The sequence below is a fragment of the Streptomyces sp. NBC_01478 genome (assembly GCF_036227225.1).
Lineage (GTDB): Bacteria > Actinomycetota > Actinomycetes > Streptomycetales > Streptomycetaceae > Streptomyces.
The window spans coordinates 885,575-902,982 of the sequence record NZ_CP109444.1; the positions used below are offsets into that span (position 1 = coordinate 885,575).

Below are 17,408 nucleotides of genomic sequence, written 5' to 3' on the forward strand. Positions count from 1 at the left end.
CTTCAGCCTGCCGGTGACGTGCACCATGGTGTCGGCGCCGCCCCTGTAACGCCATGTGAGCCGGGACACTAGTCGCAAACGTGTCGCGCGACGCGCTCCGCCGGGCCGACGGTAAAGAAATTGTATGGTCTAGTCCAAAGAGCACTTTGGTCCAGTCCAATCCATTGACGTGGCCGCGACAGCGCCAGAAGCTGATTGCCTCCCCCACTCCCACCGGAGGCACAACGTGACACGTCTTCGCGCATGTCTCGGCGCGGCGGCCGCCGTGACGCTCGCCGCCACGGGCACGACCGCGCTGATCGCGACCAGCGCCCAGGGCGCGACCAGCGCGGCCACCGCGCTGAGCAACCGCTGGTACGCCGCGGCCCCCTATCTGATGCCGACGGACAACAACCCGCCCGACGCCGGCACCATCATGGACGCCACCGGCCTCAAGGCCTTCCAGCTCGCCTTCGTCCTCGCCCCCAACGGCGGCGGCTGCACCCCCACCTGGGGCGGCACCTCACCGGTCTCCTCGGACACCGCCGTCCAGTCGGTCATCAACACGATCCGCGCCAAGGGCGGCGACGTCTCCGTCTCCATCGGCGGCTACGGCGGCACCAAGCTCGGCCAGGCCTGCTCCGACCCGGCCTCGACGGCCGCGGCCTACCAGCAGGTCATCACCAAGTACGGCCTGCACGCGATCGACTTCGACCTGGAGGAGCCGGAGTACGAGAACACCGCGGCCATCCACAACGAGATCGGCGCGGCCAAGATCCTCCAGCAGAACAACGCGGGCCTGTACGTCTCCGTCACCACGGCCGGTACGGCGGACGGCACCGGCTGGTTCGGCAAGCAGATGCTGCTGGAGGCGAAGTCGCAGGGGTTCACGCCGAACAACTTCTCCATCATGCCGTTCGACGGCGGCTTCAACGGCGCGGCCTCGCAGACCAGCGCGCTCACCAACTTCAACTCCATCCTCCAGTCCACGTTCGGCTGGGACCAGGCGACCGCGTACGCCCACGAGGGCTTCTCGGGGATGAACGGGCGCAGCGACACCGGCGAGTACTTCACCCAGGCCGACTTCCAGACGGTCCTGAACTACGCCACCAGCCACAACATGGACCGCTTCACGTTCTGGTCCCTCAACCGCGACCGCCAGTGCAGCCCGGTCGACAACGGCGGTACGACGTCCGGGACTTGCTCCAGCGTGGCGCAGAACGCGTGGGACTTCGCCAAGTACTCGGTGCAGTTCGCGGGCGTGACCCCGCCGACCACGACGCCCACACCGACCCCGACTCCGACGCCCACCCCGGGCACGTGCAAGACGGCGTGGAGTTCCACGGCCGTCTACACGCAGGGCAACGAGGTGTCCTACGGCAGCCACAACTGGGTGGCCAAGTGGTGGACCCAGAACGAGGTGCCCGGTGCCTCCCAGTGGGGCCCCTGGCAGGACGAGGGCGCCTGCTGATCCCGCGGGATCGGCAGGAGTCGGACCGCGACGTCGAGCAGGCCTTGGGAAGGGCGTGCTCGGCGTCGCCGTCCGCTGCCCGGACTCCGTTGCTAGCGAAGGATGTTGACCGCCCGCGCGACGACCAGGACGACGATCGACACGGAGACCGAGGACTGGCCCATCATCAGCATCTTGGCCCAGCGCGAGAGCGGCATCACGTCGGTCGGGCTGAAGGCCGTGGAGTTGGTGAAGGACAGGTACAGGTAGTCCAGGAACGCCGGTTCCCAGTCCGGTGGCGCGGTCTCCGGGCTCTGCATCTGGACGAAGAGGAAGTCGGCGTACTGGTGGTCGCCCATGACCCGCGCCATGGGTCCGCCGCGATCCCATTCCCAGTACCAGAGGGCGAACACGATGACGTTCGTCAGCCAGATGCCCCCGCCGCTCAGCAGCAGCGGTCCGGCGTCCAGGCCCTCGGTGCCCCTGACCAGACCCACCACCAGCCGGACCGCCGACCAGGTATTGGCCAGGCTGATGACCCCCGTCAGGACCAGGCTCGGCCAGCGCAGCCACCGCGTGCCGGGCTCGATCCGCCGGGGATTGGCGACGAACAGACCGACCATCAGCGCGAGTTCCAGTACCGGCAGCAGCCAGTACGGCCGGAAGGCGAGCCGGTGCGGCAGCATCAACTGCACGGCGACCGCCACCAGGATCACGGCCGACACAGCCAACCGCGTCTCCCCGCGCGTCACCCGCCGCCACGCGGGCACCACATCGCGACGGCCGTCCTCCAGCAGCCGCTCGATCCTGGCCAAGCGGTTCGCGGAGTCGTCCCTGCCGTCCGTACCGTCCGTCATGGCACCGATTGTCCCCGGTCAGGGGTCGGTCCCATGACGCGCCCCACCCTGGACACCCTCGGATGTTCGGGCCGATCGTGGTCAACCCCGCAACGGCTCCGCCAGTCGTCCCAGCAGGCCCGCGACCAGAGCGGTCTGCGCGGGCACCGTGTCGGGAAGGATGAACTCGCCCTGGGCGTGCGCCCCGTCGCCGACCGCTCCCATGCCGCACAGCACCGGCAGACCCAGCGCGGCAACGAAGTTGGCGTCACTGGCGCCGCCGACGGCGGTGTCGCGCAGGGCGTCGCGGCCCTGCTCGCGGGCGACCTCGCGGGCGAGGTCGAGGAGCGGGGCGGAGGCGGCGTTCAAGGTCATCGGCGGCCGGTTCCAGGCGTGGTCGATCTCGATGCGGACGCGTGGGTCGCTGACCTTGATGGCGTCCAACTCCTGGTCCACACGGGTCTGTTCGGCCGCGCTGCTGACCCGGATGTCGACGCCCGCCGTCGCCCGCCCGGCGACGACGTTGATGGCCGAACCGCCCTTGATGAGCCCGGTGTTGATCGTGGTGCCCCTGTCCGGGGCGGCCACGGCCGCGGCGGCGACCACGAACTCGGACAGCGCGGTGATCGCGCTCGCCCCGTCCTGCGGCGCGAGCCCCGCGTGGGACTCGACACCGGTGGCGGTGACCTGGAAGATCCCGGTGCCCTTGCGGGCGGTCTTGACCGCGCCGTGGGCACTCGGCTCCAGGACCAGCGTGACGTCGGCCTTCCGCGCGACCTCCTCGATCACCGGCCGCGAGGACAGGGAGCCGATCTCCTCGTCGCCGTTGAAGAGGAAAGTGACGGTGGGCAGGGGCGCGCCGCTCTCCCGGGCCAGCTTCAGGGCCCAGATCCCCTGCGCCAGGCCGGTCTTCATGTCGAAGATGCCGGGTCCGCTCAACCGCGCCCGCCCGTCCTCGGACGGCCCAAGCTGCTCCCATCCGGCGAGGGTCCCGGTCGGCCACACGGTGTCGTAGTGCCCGACGAGCGCGACATGCCCGGCGCCGGTGCCGCGGTAGGTCAGGGTGAGCGTGTCGCCGCACTCGCCACCGGGGTGACGCTGCTCGTGGTCGGGGCGGCCGAGCCGCTGGACGGTCAGTTCGCGCAGCAGGTCCAGACCGGTCGCGAGGCCGGGAAGGTCGTAGCTGCCGGTCTCGTGGCGGACGAGGGTCAGGATGTCCTCGACGATCTGCGCGGAGACGTCCTGGGCGCGGGTGGTGAGGGCGGCGGATGCGGGTGACGCGGTCATGATCTGCCTTCTTGTACGACGGTGGGGGCAGGTTCAGCCGATGCCGAGCGGGATGCCCAGCAGGTACCAGGCCACGAAGAACGCGACCCAGACGACCCAGACGACGGCGGCGATCGGGATCGTGAAGGAGGCCAGGGTGCCGATGCCGGCGGACTTGCGGTACTGCTGGATGAAGCCCAGGGCCATGACGAAGTAGGGGCTCATCGGGGTCACGCAGTTGGTGACGGAGTCGGCGACGCGGTAGACGGCCTGGGTGGTCTCGGGCTCGATGCCGATGAGCATCAGCATGGGGACGAGGACCGGCGCGGCCAGGGCCCACAATGCGGAGCCGCTGGTGATGACGAGGTTCATGAAGGTGATCAGTACGGCGATGCCGACGAGCACCGTCCATCCGTGCAGGTGCAGGTCGCGCAGGGTCTCGGCGCCCTTGACGGCGAGGATGTCGCCGATGTTCGTCCACTTGAAGTAGGCGAGGAACTGGGCGATCGCGAAGAACAGGACGAGGATCGGCGCCATCGAGCGGGTGCCGTCCACCATCGCGCCGATGCTGTCGCGGGCGGCGGTGAAGGTGCCGGTCATCCGGCCGTAGACGGTGCCGAGCACGGCGAAGAACACGCCCAGGACGAGCGCCATGCCGCCGATGAGCGGGGAGTTGACGATGCCGCCGCCCTCGCCGCGCAGGGGTGAGGCCGAGGGGATCATGGCCGCCGCGAGGAACGCGAGGAAGCCGACGGCGACGAGTCCGGTCGTGCGCAGGGCTCGCCGCTGCCGGTCGGTGATCTCGATCTCCGCGAGTTCCTCCGCGTCGGGAGCGGCGATCGGTTCGTCGGGTTCCAGGTCGGTGCGGCGGGCGAGGACCTTGTCGACGACGAGGGTGATCACGAGGGCCACGAGGACGGACGAGCCGAGGCCGAAGAAGTAGTTGGCGACCGGGGTGACGACGTAGTGCGCGTCGATGGTGTGGGCGGCGGCCGTGGAGATCCCGGAGAGGAGGACGTCGGTGGTGGTGAGCGAGGGGGAGGCGTCGTACCCGGCGGCGATCGAGACGTAGGCGACGACACAGCCGAGGACCGGGCTGCGGCCGGCCGCGCGGAAGACCAGGGCGCCGAGCGGGATGAGGGTGACGTAGGCGGCGTCGCCGGCGACATGGCTGACCATGGCCGTCATCGACAGGGCGAAGGTGAGGTACCTGCCCGGCACGCGCGCGACCATGCGGCGCAGCAGGGCGGAGAACAGTCCGCTCTTCTCGGCGACGGCGATGCCGAACATCACGGTGAGGATGGTGGCCAGCGGCGGGAAGGCCGCGTAGTTGTCGACGGCGCCCTCGACGGCCATGGTGAGGCCGTCCTTGCTGAGCAGGTTCCGCACCGTGATGGTCTCGTGCGTGCCGGGGTGCAGGGCACTGAGGCCGGTCGCGGACAGGACGGCGCTGAGGACGGCGACGAGCCCCGCGAGGATCCAGAACAGCCAGAAGGGGTTGGGGAGTCTGTTGCCGATCTTCTCGATCGCCGTCAGGCCCCGGAACGCGGTGCGCAGGACTCTCGACCGGGGCTCGGTGGACGGGGGCTGAGGTTGAGCGGAGGTGACACTCATCGGTACCTCTTGGCGCGATGGGGGGATGTTCCTGCGAACAATGGCATTCGGATGAGAGATTCTCTACACCTCAGAGGTAACAGTGGGATTAAACGGCACCTTAGAGTGAGGTCATGACCCGTCCTCTCCTCGACGAGCTCGACCGGCGCCTCATCGGCGCGCTGCATCTGGCGCCCCGGGCCACCTGGGACGACATCGGCGAGATCCTGGCCGCCGACGCCAGCACGCTCAAACGCCGTTACGACCGCTTGCACGAGGCACGCATGGTGCGCGTGATCGGGCAGGCCGACTGGGGCATCCACTCCACGGCGATGCCCGTCCACGTCTTCCTCGACATCACCGGCGAGAGCCCCCTCGCCGTCCTCCACCGCCTCCGCGACCTGCCCCACCTCCAACTGCTGGCACAGATCTCGGGCGACTACCCGCTCTACGCCGTCGTGCACGCCCCGTCCGAGGCGGCCACCAGCGAGGCGATCGACCGGTTGTTCTCCGTCCCCGGCGTCCGGCGTGTCAACGCCCTGCCCGCGCTCAGCACGCTGCGCCGGGGCAGGACCTGGGACCCGCAGTTCCTCACGGACAGCGAGCGGGCCGACCTGCTGAAGCTCGCCGGTGCCCGCCCCGAGGGCACGGCGACCGCGACACCCCCCGCGAAGCCGCTCAGCGAGGCCGAACGGGGTGTCGTGGCCCGGTTGCTCCAGGACAGCCGCGCGTCCGCCGCGAGCATCGCCCGGACCGCCGACCTGGCCACCTCCACCGCGCACCGGGTGGTCCGCCGGGTCCTGGACGAGGGGTGGGTCAAGCCGCGGCTGGAGATCGTGTCGGAGTGGCTGGGCTTCCAGACCGCGTTCATCCTCCGGCTGCGGGTGGCACCGGGCGCGACCCCCGACGTCATGCGCCGTATCGACCGGCTGCCCCAGACACGGCTCGCCGCGCACGTCGCCAGCGACATGTCCGTCCTGGCCACCGGCCTGGTCACCGACCGCACCGCCCTGGCGCGCTTCGTCGACGACGAACTGGCCGGCGTCCCCGGCCTCCTCGGCGTCAGCGTCGCCGTGATGCTCACCGAACCGCGCCGTTACTGGCTGGACCGCGACCTGACCACCGGCCTCGGCGCGTTCCACGCACCGACCCTGCTGTGAGAGGGGGGCGTCCCGGCACCGAAGTGCCGGGACGCCCCCCTCTCACAGTCCGGTCAAAGCCCGGTCGATGCCCGGTCCGCTACGTCAGCCGGTGCCGAAGGCTCCCGTGCTGTAGGCGCACTCCGTGTAGATGTAGCCCGACCTGAGCTTGGCCGTGTCCGAGGCCGGCGTCGCGCTGGAACTGTCGGGACGGTGCACGAAGTACGTCGTGCCGGTCGGCAGACTGATCGTCTTCTGCGGGTAGTTCTTGCCGGAGCTGCACGGCTTGAAGCCGGACAACAGGGTGGTGGTGAGGGAGTACGTGGTGCAGCTTCCGCAGCCCTTGAGGCTGAAGCTTCCGGTCACCGGCCCGGTGTACAGGACGGTGATGTCGTCCGGGCTGTCGTTCTTGACCGTGACGGAGATGCTGCCGCCGGACGCGGTCGTCGGCAGCTTCTTGCCCGCGGCCGGGACCGTCTGCGCCACCTCGGCGGCGATCGCTATCTTCTTGGCCAGGGTCCGGTTCTTGTCGTGCGGGTTGTCCTTCACGAAGTCGTTCATCGTGGTGAGCGCCGAGTCGAAGTCGGCGTCCTTGTACTGCGAGACACCGCACTGGTAGGTACCGGCGGCGGCCTGGCTGTCGGCCCGTCGGGCGTCCGCGCCGAGCGCGTCGGCCACGCCCGCCTGCTCGCCCTGGAGGCTGCCGATCTGCCCGGAGAGACTCGTCAACTGCTCGACGGCCGCGCAGGGTTCACTGCCGCGCACCCCCTGGGCGGTCTTGTCGACGGCGGACTTGACGGCCGGTTCGACCTGCTTGGCCTGCGAGGACTGCGGGAACGCGGTCAGCAGGTACCCGAAGTTCGTCGGCCAGTCCGCGCTCCGCGTGCCGAGCGCGGTGGAGGCGCACTCGTACAGGGAGGTGGCCAGCCGGTCGTCCGGCCAGGTGGTCAGCGTGCCCAACTGCTTCTTGCCGATGGTGCCGGGGACGGTCCGCAGATACTTCAACTGGGGTATCGCGTCACAGTAGTTCTTCTGCGTGTAGGCGCCGGCGACCGTCGTGTAGAACGTCTTCAGCCGGTCGGGCACCTTGCCGGCCGCCCGCGAACCGGAGTGCGCGGTGCTGAGATCGTCGTAGACGGCGAGCGCCTGACGGTAGCGGGGTTCGGCCGTGGAGAACGGCAACGTCCCGTTCTCCGCCACGAGTTGGTCGGCCGTCTCCAGCCGGTCGAGGAGCATCTGCTCGGTCGCCTCGTCGCGGGCGTTGTCGTACAGCACGACTCCCCCGGCCGGTACGGCGAGCAGGACCAGGGCCAACACGAGTGCGAGGGGCAGGGGCGCGGTCCAGGCGATGCGGGTGCGCAGGCCGACCAACGCGCCGTGGACGGCGGCGAACACGAGGAACACGACGTACAGGGTGACGAGGACACCGGAGACGCCGTCCGGGTCGGCGGGCAGCGCCACCAGCAGCAGCACGATCGTCGCGACCCAGCACGCCGCCATCAGCAGCCAGCGGCGCGTCAGCGCGTAACCGAGCCCGAGACCACTGAGGTTGAGGAGTCCGACCACGGCGGATCTGAGTCCGTCCGGTGGCGCGGGCGGCGGAGCCGTCGGCATGGGTGGGACGGCGAACCCCTGATAACTGCCGTACTGATCACTGGACATGATTCTCCCCCCGAACACCTTCGCCCCCGTTACCGTGACTTGTCAGTGTACGGTCGGGTTCACCGCGAGGACAGTGGGTTCCGTGCTGCCCCTCCGCCGCGCAGCACGCGTGACAGCCCCAGTGCCGCCGTCCTTACCGCCGGGGCGAGTTGGGCGGGCCTGAAGCGGGCGCGCGGTACGGCGACGGAGAGGGCGGCGACCGCGGTGTCACCGGCGAACACCGGGGCCGCGATACAACTCACTCCCTCCGCGGCCTCCTGCTCCTCGTAGGAGAGACCGGAGACCTGGATCTTCTCCAGGGCCATGCGCAGCCGGGCCGGGTCGGTGATCGAGTGCGGGGTGAGGCTCGGCAGCGGCCGGGACAGCACATCCTCCGTCAACTCGGCGCCGGAGAAGGCCAGGAGGGCCTTGCCGACGGCCGTACAGGTCAGCGGCAGGCTGCCGCCGATGCGGGAGGGCAGCCGCAACGCCTCGTGGCCGTGGATGCGTTCGAGGTAGACCACCTCCATGCCCTCGCGCACGCCGAGGTGGATGGTCTCGCGGGTGGCCTCGAACAGGTCCTGGAGGAACGGCAGGGCCGTCTCGCGCAGATCACGCCGGTGCGGCACCAGCGAGCCCAGCTCGAACAGCTTCGCGCCGAGCAGATAGCGCGGACCCGAGCGCTCCAGCCAGCCCAGCTCGACCAGGTCGGCCGCCAGCCGGTGGACCGTGGGCTTGGCCAGTCCGGTGCGCTGCGAAAGTTCCGACAGGCGGTACGGTCCGCCGCTCGGACTGAAGCAGTCGAGGATGAGCGCGGCTTTCTCCAGCATGCTGCCGCTCGCGTTGTTCCGTGTCACGGAACAAACATTGTCCCCTTGCGGGGATGCTGTCTATACCGATGGGTGTCCCAGCACCGCCGCTCCCCCAGGAGGTAACCCGTGTCCACCGAGCCCGACGGCGCCCGTCCGGACGCCGTGTCCCCGGCCGTGGTCAAGGCCGCCGACCTGCTGGCGGAGGCCACCCGTACCGGGGTCGCCTGTCCGCCGGTGCGCGATCTGCTCGACGGCGGCGGCCTGGAGACCGCCTACGCCGTGCAGCGACTGAACGTCCGGCGCGGTGTGGACGCCGGCCGCCGGATCGTCGGCCGCAAGATCGGCCTGACCTCCCCCGCCGTGCAGCGTCAACTGGGCGTGGACCAGCCGGACTTCGGCGCGCTGTTCGCGGACATGGCGGTGCCGGACGGCGGCGAGGTGCCGCTGGGCCGGCTGCTCCAGCCGAAGGTCGAGGCGGAGGTCGCGCTGGTCCTCGCCCGGGACCTGCCGCACGCCGAGTGCACGATCGTCGACGTGCTGCGCGCGGTCGATTTCGCACTGCCCGCACTGGAGATCGTCGACAGCCGGGTGCGGAACTGGGAGATCTCCCTGGTCGACACCGTCGCGGACAACGCCTCCTGCGGTCTGTACGTGCTGGGCGCCACCCCCGTACCGCTGACGGCCGTGGACCTGCGCGCCGTCACGATGACCATGAGCCGGGGCGGCGAGACCGTCTCCGAGGGCACCGGCGCCGACTGTCTCGGCAGCCCCCTCACCGCGGCGGTCTGGCTGGCCTCGGCCCTCGCCGAACGGGGCGACCCGCTGCGCGCGGGCGACCTGGTGCTGACCGGCGCCCTCGGCCCGATGATCCCGGCCGCCCCGGGAGACGCCTTCGAGGCCCGCATCTCGGACCTGGGCTCGGTACGGGTCCGCTTCACCACGGAAACGGAAGAGGACGGAAAGTGACCACGAAGGTCGCCATCATCGGCTCCGGCAACATAGGCACCGACCTCCTGATCAAGGTCCTGCGTCTCTCGGAGACCCTGGAGATCGCCGCACTGGCCGGCATCGACCCGGACTCCGACGGCCTGGCCCGCGCCCGCCGCCTCAAGGTCGCCACGACACACGAGGGCGTCGAAGGACTGGTCGAACTGGACGAGTTCACCGACGTCGACCTCGTCTTCGACGCGACCTCCGCCGGCGCCCACCGCCACCACGACGAGGTCCTACGGCCCCTGGGCCGCACCCTCGTCGACCTCACCCCGGCCGCCCTCGGCCCGTACGTCGTCCCGCCGGTCAACGGCGAGGCCCACCTCGACGCCCCGAACGTCAACATGGTCACCTGCGGCGGCCAGGCCACGATCCCGATCGTCGCCGCCGTGGGCGCGGTCTCGCCGGTCCACTACGGCGAGATCGTCGCGTCCATCGCCTCGCGCTCGGCCGGCCCCGGCACCCGCGCGAACATCGACGAGTTCACCGAGACCACCTCCCGGGCCGTCGAGGCGGTCGGCGGCGCGGCGCGCGGCAAGGCGATCATCGTCCTCAACCCGGCCGAACCCCCGCTGATCATGCGGGACACCGTGCACTGCCTGGTTTCCGACTGCGCGACCGAGGCGGTCACGGCGTCCGTCGAGGAGATGGTCGGCCGCGTCCAGGCGTACGTGCCCGGCTACCGGCTCAAGCAGAAGGTGCAGTACGACAAGGTGGCCGCCGACGACCCGCTGCGCACCCTCGCGCCGGGCACGGCCGACCTGCTCAAGGTGTCGGTGTTCCTGGAGGTCGAGGGCGCCGCCCACTACCTCCCCGCCTACGCCGGGAACCTCGACATCATGACCTCGGCCGCCCTGCGCACCGCGGAACGCATGGCCGCCCGCACCACCAAGGAGACCGCCAAGTGACCCCGTCGCTCTACGTCCAGGACGTCACCCTCCGGGACGGCATGCACGCCGTGCGGCACCGCTACACCGTCGACCGGGCCCGCGCGATCGCCGCCGCCCTGGACGCGGCGGGCGTGGCCGCCGTCGAGATCGCGCACGGCGACGGTCTGTCGGGCTCCAGCATCAACTACGGCGTCGGCGCGCACACCGACTGGGAATGGATCGAGGCCGTCACCGACGCCGTACAACAGTCCATCCCCACGACCCTGTTGCTGCCCGGCATCGGAACCGTCCACGACCTCAAGCAGGCCCACGCCCTGGGCATCCGCTCGGTGCGGATCGCCACGCACTGCACCGAGGCCGACATCTCCGCCCAACACATCGCGGCGGCGCGGGAGTTGGGCATGGACGTGGCCGGGTTCCTGATGATGTCCCACATGGCCGAGCCCGCCGAACTCGCCCGCCAGGCCAAGCTGATGGAGTCCTACGGCGCCCACTGCGTGTACGTCACCGACTCCGGGGGCCGGCTGACGATGGACGGGGTCCGTGACCGCTTCCGCGCGTACCGCGAAGTCCTCGCCCCCGAGACCGAGTTGGGCATCCACGCCCACCACAATCTCGCGCTGGGCGTGGCCAACACGGTCGTCGCGGTCGAGGGCGGCGCGATACGGGTCGACGCGTCTCTCGCGGGCCAGGGCGCGGGCGCGGGCAACTGTCCGCTGGAGGCGTTCGTCGCGGTCGCCGACCTGATGGGCTGGAAGCACGGCTGCGACCTGTTCCCCCTCATGGACGCGGCCGACGATCTCGTACGACCGCTGCAGGACCGCGAGGTACGGGTGGACCGCGAGACCCTCAGCCTCGGCTACGCGGGCGTCTACTCCAGCTTCCTGCGTCACGCCGAGACCGCGGCGGCCCGCTACGGCCTCGACACGCGCAGCATCCTGGTCGAGGCCGGGCGGCGGGCGATGGTCGGCGGCCAGGAGGACATGATCACGGACATCGCGCTGGACCTGGTGGCGGGTGCGGAGGGCTGATCCGGGTCAGGGAGCGATGTCCATCCGCTGGGTGCCGATGACCGACAGCAGCCGCAGGGCGCCCTCGGACGGCGAGCCGGGGACGGTGGTGTAGATCACGACCCTCTGGTCCCGGTCGGCGATGTCGAGGACATCGCAGTTGACGGTGACCGGGCCCACCAGCGGGTGCTGGAAGGTCTTGCGGAAGGTGGGCGCGGTGGCCACGTCGTGGGAGTTCCACAACTCGGTGAACTCCTCGCTCCCGGCGAGGAGTTCACCCACCAGCTCGGTCAGCTCCGGGTCGTCGGGGTAGCGGGCGGCCGTGGCGCGCAGATCCTGGGCCGCGAGGCGGGCGAACCCGTCGGCGTCCGACACTCCGTACAGCCGTTCCCCGTCCGGATGCGGTCCGAGGAAGACCCGGCGCACCAGATTGCGATCGCGGCGCGGCAGGGCCGAGAAGTCCTCCATGAGGGCGGCGGCGAGGTCGTTCCAGGCGATCACCTCGTACGTCGCGGACACCACGAACGCGGCGGCCTGCGGCAGCCGGTGCACCAGATCGAGGATGCTCTGCCGCACCTCGCGCGAGGGACCGGGCGGCGGGCCCGGCGGTACGCCCGCCAGGTGGTGGAGGTGGTCGCGCTCGGCGTCCGTCAGGCGCAGGGCCCGGGCGAGCCCGGCCAGTACCTCGCGCGACGGATGCGGGCCCCTGGCCTGCTCAAGCCGTGTGTAGTACTCGGTCGAGATGTACGCCAGTTGCGCCGCCTCCTCGCGTCGCAGCCCGGGGGTACGGCGGCGCGGTCCGGCCGGCAGCCCCACATCGGCGGGGGTGATCCGCTCACGCCTGCTGCGCAGGAAGTCGCCCAGTTCTCGTCGGTCCACACCCCCAGTGTGTACGGGCGTCGGCCTCTCCAGCCAGGTACTGCCGATGCCTGGATGAGCTCCACGGACCGGCGCAGGCTCACCGCCATGGACAACACACCCACTCCTCCCTCCCTCGGCCTGCTGTCCGGCAAGGTCGCCTTCGTCACCGGCGCCGGACGCGGAATCGGCGCGGCGGCGGCACGGCTGTTCGCCAGAGAAGGCGCCCGGGTACTGCTCGCGGCCCGCACGGAGTCCCAACTGAAGTCGGTCACCGAAGAGATCCGGGAGGCAGGCGGCATCGCGGATCACGTGGTGTGCGACCTGGCCGACGCGACCAGCGTGCGCACGGCCGTCGACCGGACCGTGGACCTGTACGGCCGACTCGACGTGGCCTTCAACAACGGCGCCACGATCCAACACCCCGGCCCGATGGACGAGTTGCCCGAGAGCGACTTCGACCACGTCTACGACGTGAACCTCAAGGGTGTCTGGCTCGCCATGGTCGCCCAGGTCGCAGCGATCCGGGCCACCGCCGGAACCGGCGCCATCGTCAACAACTCCTCCGTCGGCAGCCTGACGGGCAACCCCGAACTGCCCGCCTACGGCGCGATGAAGCGCGCGGTCAACAGCCTCACCGAGTCGGCCGCCGTCACCTACGGCCCGGAGGGCATCCGCGTGAACGCCATCGCCCCCGGCAACACCCTCACCGAGATGATCCGGGCCTGGGAGGCGGAGTCCCCCGGCCTCCAGGACCGCCTCACGGCGCACACTCCGCTGCGCCGCGCGGCCGACCCCGACGAGATCGCGCAGGCCGCGGCCTGGCTGCTCAGCGACCGCGCGTCCTTCGTGACCGGCACGGTCCTGCGGGTCGACGGCGGCGCGCGGGCCTGAGGGTCCGGCTCCGCTAGACAGCGGGCTCCCGGCGGTTGTGGCGGCGGATGACCAGCCACGTTATCCAGCCGACGCCGATGATGAACCCGAAGCTGATGATCCGGTAGAGCACGACCGTGGCGATCGCGGTGCTGGTCGCGACGCCGCCCGTGACCAGTCCGAGGATCAGCGCGCTGTCGATGAGGCCGAGGCCTCCGGGGATGATCGTGAGTGTCCCGGCGGCCATGCCCGCGCAGAAGGCGAGCAGCAGTTGGGCGCTGCTGATCTGCGTGTCGCTGATGGCGTGGAAACACAGCCACAGGCAGCCCGCGTCGAGCAGCCAGTTGAGTACGGCGAACACACCGGCGGCGACGGCGTGCCGGGGTTCGAGCCGGGCGGTGCGGAGCTGCTCGACGAAGCCGCGGACGCGGTCGAGGCCCTGGGTCTCGGGAAGGTGCCGCAGCCGGTTGACCCTGGCCAGCGCGGCGCGGGTGGCCGGTTCGACCTTCTCCGGGTGGCGGGTGATGCGGCGGATGCCGACGGTGAGCAGCAGGACGGCCAGGCCGAGGGTGAGGAGGCTGTGCCACTGGAGGCTGCCGTTGGAGGCGATCGCGGAGATCGCGGTGACGACGGCCAGGGCCGCCGCGGAGAGCAGGCCGGACAGCGCGATGCACCAGGAGGCGACGGCGGGCGTGGCTCCGAAGCGGCGCATCTGCTGGTAGTTGAAGTGGGTGGAGAAGGCCGGGCCGCCGGGCAGGGTGACGCTGAGCGAGTGCGCGGCGTAGGCCAGGGCGACGTGCTTCTGGATCGGCACGATCACCCCGGCCGAGCGCAGCAGTCGGCGTTGCATGCGCGCGTAACAGCCCATGGCGGCCACTTCGGCGACGAGCGCGACGGCGAACCAGTTCAGCCGGGGTGCGCGCAGTTGCGACAGCGCGGCGGCCAACGACGGCCAGCCCAGGACCAGTTCGGTGCCGAACAGCACGAGCAGGACCGCGATCACCACCGGCCGCAGCCAGCGTCGGGTGCGGTGCGGCGCCGCGTCGGCCGCTTCGATGGCGGTGGTGTCCGGAGCGTGCACAGGCAGGACCGTCGATTTCGTAAGGGGCTTCAGCCGGCGACGACGCCGGCACCGCTCGATGCGGGGCCGCTGTTCTCCGCCCGGGCGAGGGAGCGTGCGCCGAGGCGGAACTCGTCCAGTTTATGCACGATGGTCCGACCGGCCTGCGAGAGCCCCCGGACGCCGACACGGAAGGGGCCGCGTCCGCACGAGACTTCTGAACGGAGTCCGCGTGCACCGTGAGCGCGGCACCCGAGGCGCGGTGGCCGCTCCTGACCTCGGACGGCCTCCGCCGCCGACGCCGGGTGCTCCTGGTCGCTTCCGGATTCCGTCGTCGGCGCCGCATGCCCTGGTGGCGGAGGGCTTCCGGCGACGACACCACGTGCTCCTTGTCGCGGCCGACTGCGGTCATCGGCTCCGCAGACCTCTCGTCCCGGCCGGACTCCGCCGCCGACACCGCATGCCCGTGGCCCCATCCGCCCCGTCGTCGACACCACGTGCTCGTCGTCACGGCCGACTCCCGTCATCGGCACCGCAGGCCCCTGGCCCTGGCCGGACTCCGCCGCCGGCACCGCATGCCCCTGATCGCGACCGGTTTCCTACGCCGTCGGCTCCGCATGTTGCTGCTCGCGGCCGGCCTCCGCCGCCGTCGACTCCCCGTGCTCCTGTTCACGGCCGGCCTCCTCCTCAGCCACCGTCGGCTCGGCACCAGCACCGGCATCGGCCTCGGCCCCTGCCTTGGCCGCATCGCGCCGCCCCGGCAGCACCGCGAGGACGATCAGTGTGCCGGCGGCCATGATGATCCCGCCGACGAGGCTGGTCTGGGCGACACCGTGGGCGAAGGCCTCGTGCACGGCGTCGACCAGGGCCTGTGCCTGCTGCGGTCCGGCGGACGGTGTCTTCGCGATCTGCTGGGCGACCGCCAGGCCGCCGCCGACCGAGTCCTTGGCGGTGTCCAGCGCGGCGGCGGGCAGGTGGCCGCCGACCAGGTCGGTCAGCCGGTCCTTGTAGGTGGTGCCCAGCAGCGAGCCGAGGATGGCGATACCGAGGGAGCCGCCCAGCTCCAGCGCGGTGTCGTTGGCGCCGCCGCCGACACCCAGCTCGCTCTCCGGGAAGGAACCCATGATCGTGTCCGTGGCCGGGGACACGCTCAGCCCGATCGCGAAGCCCAGCAGCAGCATCGTCGGCAGGAAGTCGCCGTAGGTGGAGGTCTTGTCGACCTGGGTGAGCAGCAGGACGCCCGCGGTGCCGAGCACCATGCCGGTCACCACCATCGGCTTCATGCCCAGCTTGGGGGTCAGCCGCCCGGTGACCGCGGCGCCGGCGAACACGGCACCGGCCAGCGGCAGCAGTCGTACGCCCGTCTCCAACGCGTTGTAACCGAGGACGAATTGGAGGAACTGCGTGGCGTAGTAGATCGCGCCGAAGGTCCCGAAGAAGAAGAACAGGACCGCCGCCATGGAGCCGCTGAAGGGACGGTGGGCGAACTTGCGGACGTCGAGCATGGGGTGCGGGTGGCGCAGTTCCCAGGCCACGAAGGCGGGCAGGCCGACGGCGGCGACGACGGCCGCGGTGACCGGACCCGCGCCCCAGCCGAAGTGCGGGCCCTCGATGATGGCGTAGACGAGGCTGCCGACCGAGACGATCGAGAGCAGACCGCCCACGTAGTCGATACGGCCCATCGCGGCCGCCTTGGACGGCGGTACGAGGACCAGCGCGCCGACCACCGCGACGACGGCGATGGGGACGTTGATCAGGAACGTGGAGCCCCAGGCGTGCTCCTCGAGGAGCCAGCCCGCGACCAGCGGGCCGACGGCGATGGCCAGGCCCGAGGTCGCGGTCCAGGCCGTGATGGCCCGCGCCCGCTCGCGCCTGGGGAAGATCGCGACCAGCAGGGACAGCGTGGCCGGCATGACCACCGCAGCGCCCACGCCCATGACCGCGCGGGCCGCGATGACCAGCCCCGTCTCGTGCACCAGGCTGCCCGTCACCGACCCGACCGCGAAGATCACCAGCCCCGTGACGAGCGCGCCGCGACGGCTGTACTTGTCGCCGATCGAGCCCAGCACGAGCATCAGCGCGGCGTACGGGACGGTGTAGCCGTCGATCACCCACTGGAGATCGCTGCTGCTCAGGCCCAGGTCCGTGGTCATGTCCGGGGCGGCCACGATCAGCGACGTGTTCGCCATGACCACGATCAGCAGGCTCAGGCAGAGCACGATCAGGGCGGACCATCGCCGTGCGTACGGCCCGGTCATCCTGTCGACGGGTGTGGTGGCGAAGAGCGGCATCGCAAGCTCCTAGGAGGACATTAATTGCTCACTGATGTGCAGGTTATTTTATTGCCCATCGATGTGCAACTATGCCGGTACGGATCAGCCCCGCCAGGAGGTGTCGATGTGACCGGCCGCAGCAGCGCCAAGGCGCGCGCCACCCGCGCCCGCATCCTGGAGACGGCCCGGCGGGAACTGGGCCGCGACCCCGACAGCAGCCTCGGTGACATCGCGGAGGCGGCGGGCCTGGCGCGGCGCACCCTCTACGGGCACTTCGCGGGGCGGGCCGCGCTCGTCCACGGCCTCGCGGCGGACGCCGGGGAGGCGGTACGGCGTGCGAGTGCCGTCGGCCGGTCGCCGACGCCCGACGCCGCGACCGCCCTGGCCCGCTTCGTCCTCACGCTCTGGCCGGTCGGCGACCGCTACCGCGTGCTCATCGCCCTCGCCCACCGCGACCTCGGCCCCGACGCGGTCGACACACTGCTCGGCCCGGCCCGCGACACCGTCGCCGGGATCCTCGCCCAGGGCCAGCGCCAGGGCGTCTTCCACACCGCCGTCCCGCCCGTCCCCCTCACCAGGGCCGTGGAGGCACTCGTGCTGTCGCTGCTCGACTGCGTCAACTCCGGCCGCTGGACCGACGACGGCACGGCCGCCGCCACCGCGGCCCTGATCGCCGCGGGCGTCGGACCCGACCTCGCGGCCACCACGGTCCACCGCCTGCGACCGTCCCGCTGAAGG

The 17,408-nt window shown here is 71.0% G+C and carries 15 protein-coding genes; 7 read left to right on the forward strand and 8 right to left on the reverse strand.

Translation table 11 applies throughout. From position 1 onward, the window contains the following. The first annotated feature begins 226 nt into the window (after positions 1 to 226). The gene (locus OG223_RS03890; protein ID WP_443073684.1) at positions 227 to 1,450 is read left to right on the forward strand and encodes a chitinase; all 1,224 of its coding nucleotides are present in this window, start codon (positions 227 to 229) and stop codon (positions 1,448 to 1,450) included. A gap of 92 nt (positions 1,451 to 1,542) precedes the next feature. Here OG223_RS03890 and OG223_RS03895 read toward each other — a convergent pair whose 3' ends face one another. From OG223_RS03895 to OG223_RS03905, 3 genes are all read right to left on the reverse strand, one after another. Then, complete coding sequence (locus tag OG223_RS03895; RefSeq protein ID WP_329242354.1) at positions 1,543 to 2,286, reverse strand: hypothetical protein; 744 nt, start codon at positions 2,284 to 2,286, stop codon at positions 1,543 to 1,545. Positions 2,287 to 2,367: 81 nt separating this feature from the next. Further along, the gene (locus OG223_RS03900) at positions 2,368 to 3,552 is read right to left on the reverse strand and encodes a M20 family metallopeptidase (protein ID WP_329242357.1); all 1,185 of its coding nucleotides are present in this window, start codon (positions 3,550 to 3,552) and stop codon (positions 2,368 to 2,370) included. Positions 3,553 to 3,585: 33 nt separating this feature from the next. Next, entirely contained in the window at positions 3,586 to 5,145 is a 1,560-nt protein-coding gene (locus OG223_RS03905) for an AbgT family transporter (protein ID WP_329242360.1), read from the reverse strand. A gap of 113 nt (positions 5,146 to 5,258) precedes the next feature. On the opposite strand from OG223_RS03905, the gene OG223_RS03910 reads away from it, so the two are divergent. After that, a complete protein-coding gene (locus OG223_RS03910; protein WP_329242363.1) occupies positions 5,259 to 6,284 on the forward strand; it encodes an Lrp/AsnC family transcriptional regulator in 1,026 nt (341 codons plus the stop codon). A gap of 84 nt (positions 6,285 to 6,368) precedes the next feature. Here the strand turns inward: OG223_RS03910 and OG223_RS03915 are convergent, their stop codons facing one another. Then, complete coding sequence (locus OG223_RS03915; protein WP_329242366.1) at positions 6,369 to 7,925, reverse strand: hypothetical protein; 1,557 nt, start codon at positions 7,923 to 7,925, stop codon at positions 6,369 to 6,371. Between the two features lie 59 nt (positions 7,926 to 7,984). Continuing rightward, a complete protein-coding gene (locus OG223_RS03920) occupies positions 7,985 to 8,734 on the reverse strand; it encodes an IclR family transcriptional regulator (RefSeq protein WP_329265121.1) in 750 nt (249 codons plus the stop codon). Positions 8,735 to 8,842: 108 nt separating this feature from the next. Here OG223_RS03920 and mhpD point away from each other — a divergent pair, with 108 nt between their 5' ends. From mhpD to dmpG, 3 genes are read left to right on the forward strand one after another with little or no spacing between them, the layout of a single operon-like run. Further along, on the forward strand, positions 8,843 to 9,682 hold the full coding sequence (mhpD, locus tag OG223_RS03925) for a 2-keto-4-pentenoate hydratase (RefSeq protein WP_329242369.1): 840 nt from the start codon (positions 8,843 to 8,845) through the stop codon (positions 9,680 to 9,682). Further along, a complete protein-coding gene (locus tag OG223_RS03930) occupies positions 9,679 to 10,614 on the forward strand; it encodes an acetaldehyde dehydrogenase (acetylating) (protein WP_329242371.1) in 936 nt (311 codons plus the stop codon). The genes mhpD and OG223_RS03930 overlap by 4 nt, the downstream gene beginning before the upstream one ends. After that, positions 10,611 to 11,627 carry a 4-hydroxy-2-oxovalerate aldolase gene (dmpG, locus tag OG223_RS03935; RefSeq protein ID WP_329242374.1) on the forward strand — a complete coding sequence of 339 codons (1,017 nt, stop codon included), beginning with the start codon at positions 10,611 to 10,613 and terminating at the stop codon, positions 11,625 to 11,627. Before OG223_RS03930 ends, dmpG begins: the two co-directional genes overlap by 4 nt. A 6-nt stretch (positions 11,628 to 11,633) precedes the next feature. Here the strand turns inward: dmpG and OG223_RS03940 are convergent, their stop codons facing one another. Beyond that, positions 11,634 to 12,485, reverse strand: coding sequence for a helix-turn-helix transcriptional regulator (locus tag OG223_RS03940; protein ID WP_329242377.1), 852 nt, complete (start codon positions 12,483 to 12,485; stop codon positions 11,634 to 11,636). An 87-nt stretch (positions 12,486 to 12,572) separates the two neighbouring features. Here OG223_RS03940 and OG223_RS03945 point away from each other — a divergent pair, with 87 nt between their 5' ends. Continuing rightward, the gene (locus OG223_RS03945) at positions 12,573 to 13,358 is read left to right on the forward strand and encodes an SDR family NAD(P)-dependent oxidoreductase (RefSeq protein ID WP_329265123.1); all 786 of its coding nucleotides are present in this window, start codon (positions 12,573 to 12,575) and stop codon (positions 13,356 to 13,358) included. Between the two features lie 13 nt (positions 13,359 to 13,371). On the opposite strand, the gene OG223_RS03950 is transcribed toward OG223_RS03945, so the two are convergent. After that, complete coding sequence (locus tag OG223_RS03950; RefSeq protein ID WP_329242379.1) at positions 13,372 to 14,418, reverse strand: lysylphosphatidylglycerol synthase transmembrane domain-containing protein; 1,047 nt, start codon at positions 14,416 to 14,418, stop codon at positions 13,372 to 13,374. Positions 14,419 to 14,996: 578 nt separating this feature from the next. Beyond that, positions 14,997 to 16,688 (reverse strand): MFS transporter, encoded by a 1,692-nt coding sequence (locus OG223_RS03955; protein ID WP_329242380.1) that lies wholly within the window; start codon positions 16,686 to 16,688, stop codon positions 14,997 to 14,999. Positions 16,689 to 16,796: 108 nt separating this feature from the next. Between OG223_RS03955 and OG223_RS03960 the strand changes: the two genes are divergently transcribed. Next, entirely contained in the window at positions 16,797 to 17,405 is a 609-nt protein-coding gene (locus OG223_RS03960) for a TetR/AcrR family transcriptional regulator (protein ID WP_329242383.1), read from the forward strand. Positions 17,406 to 17,408: the final 3 nt, after the last annotated feature.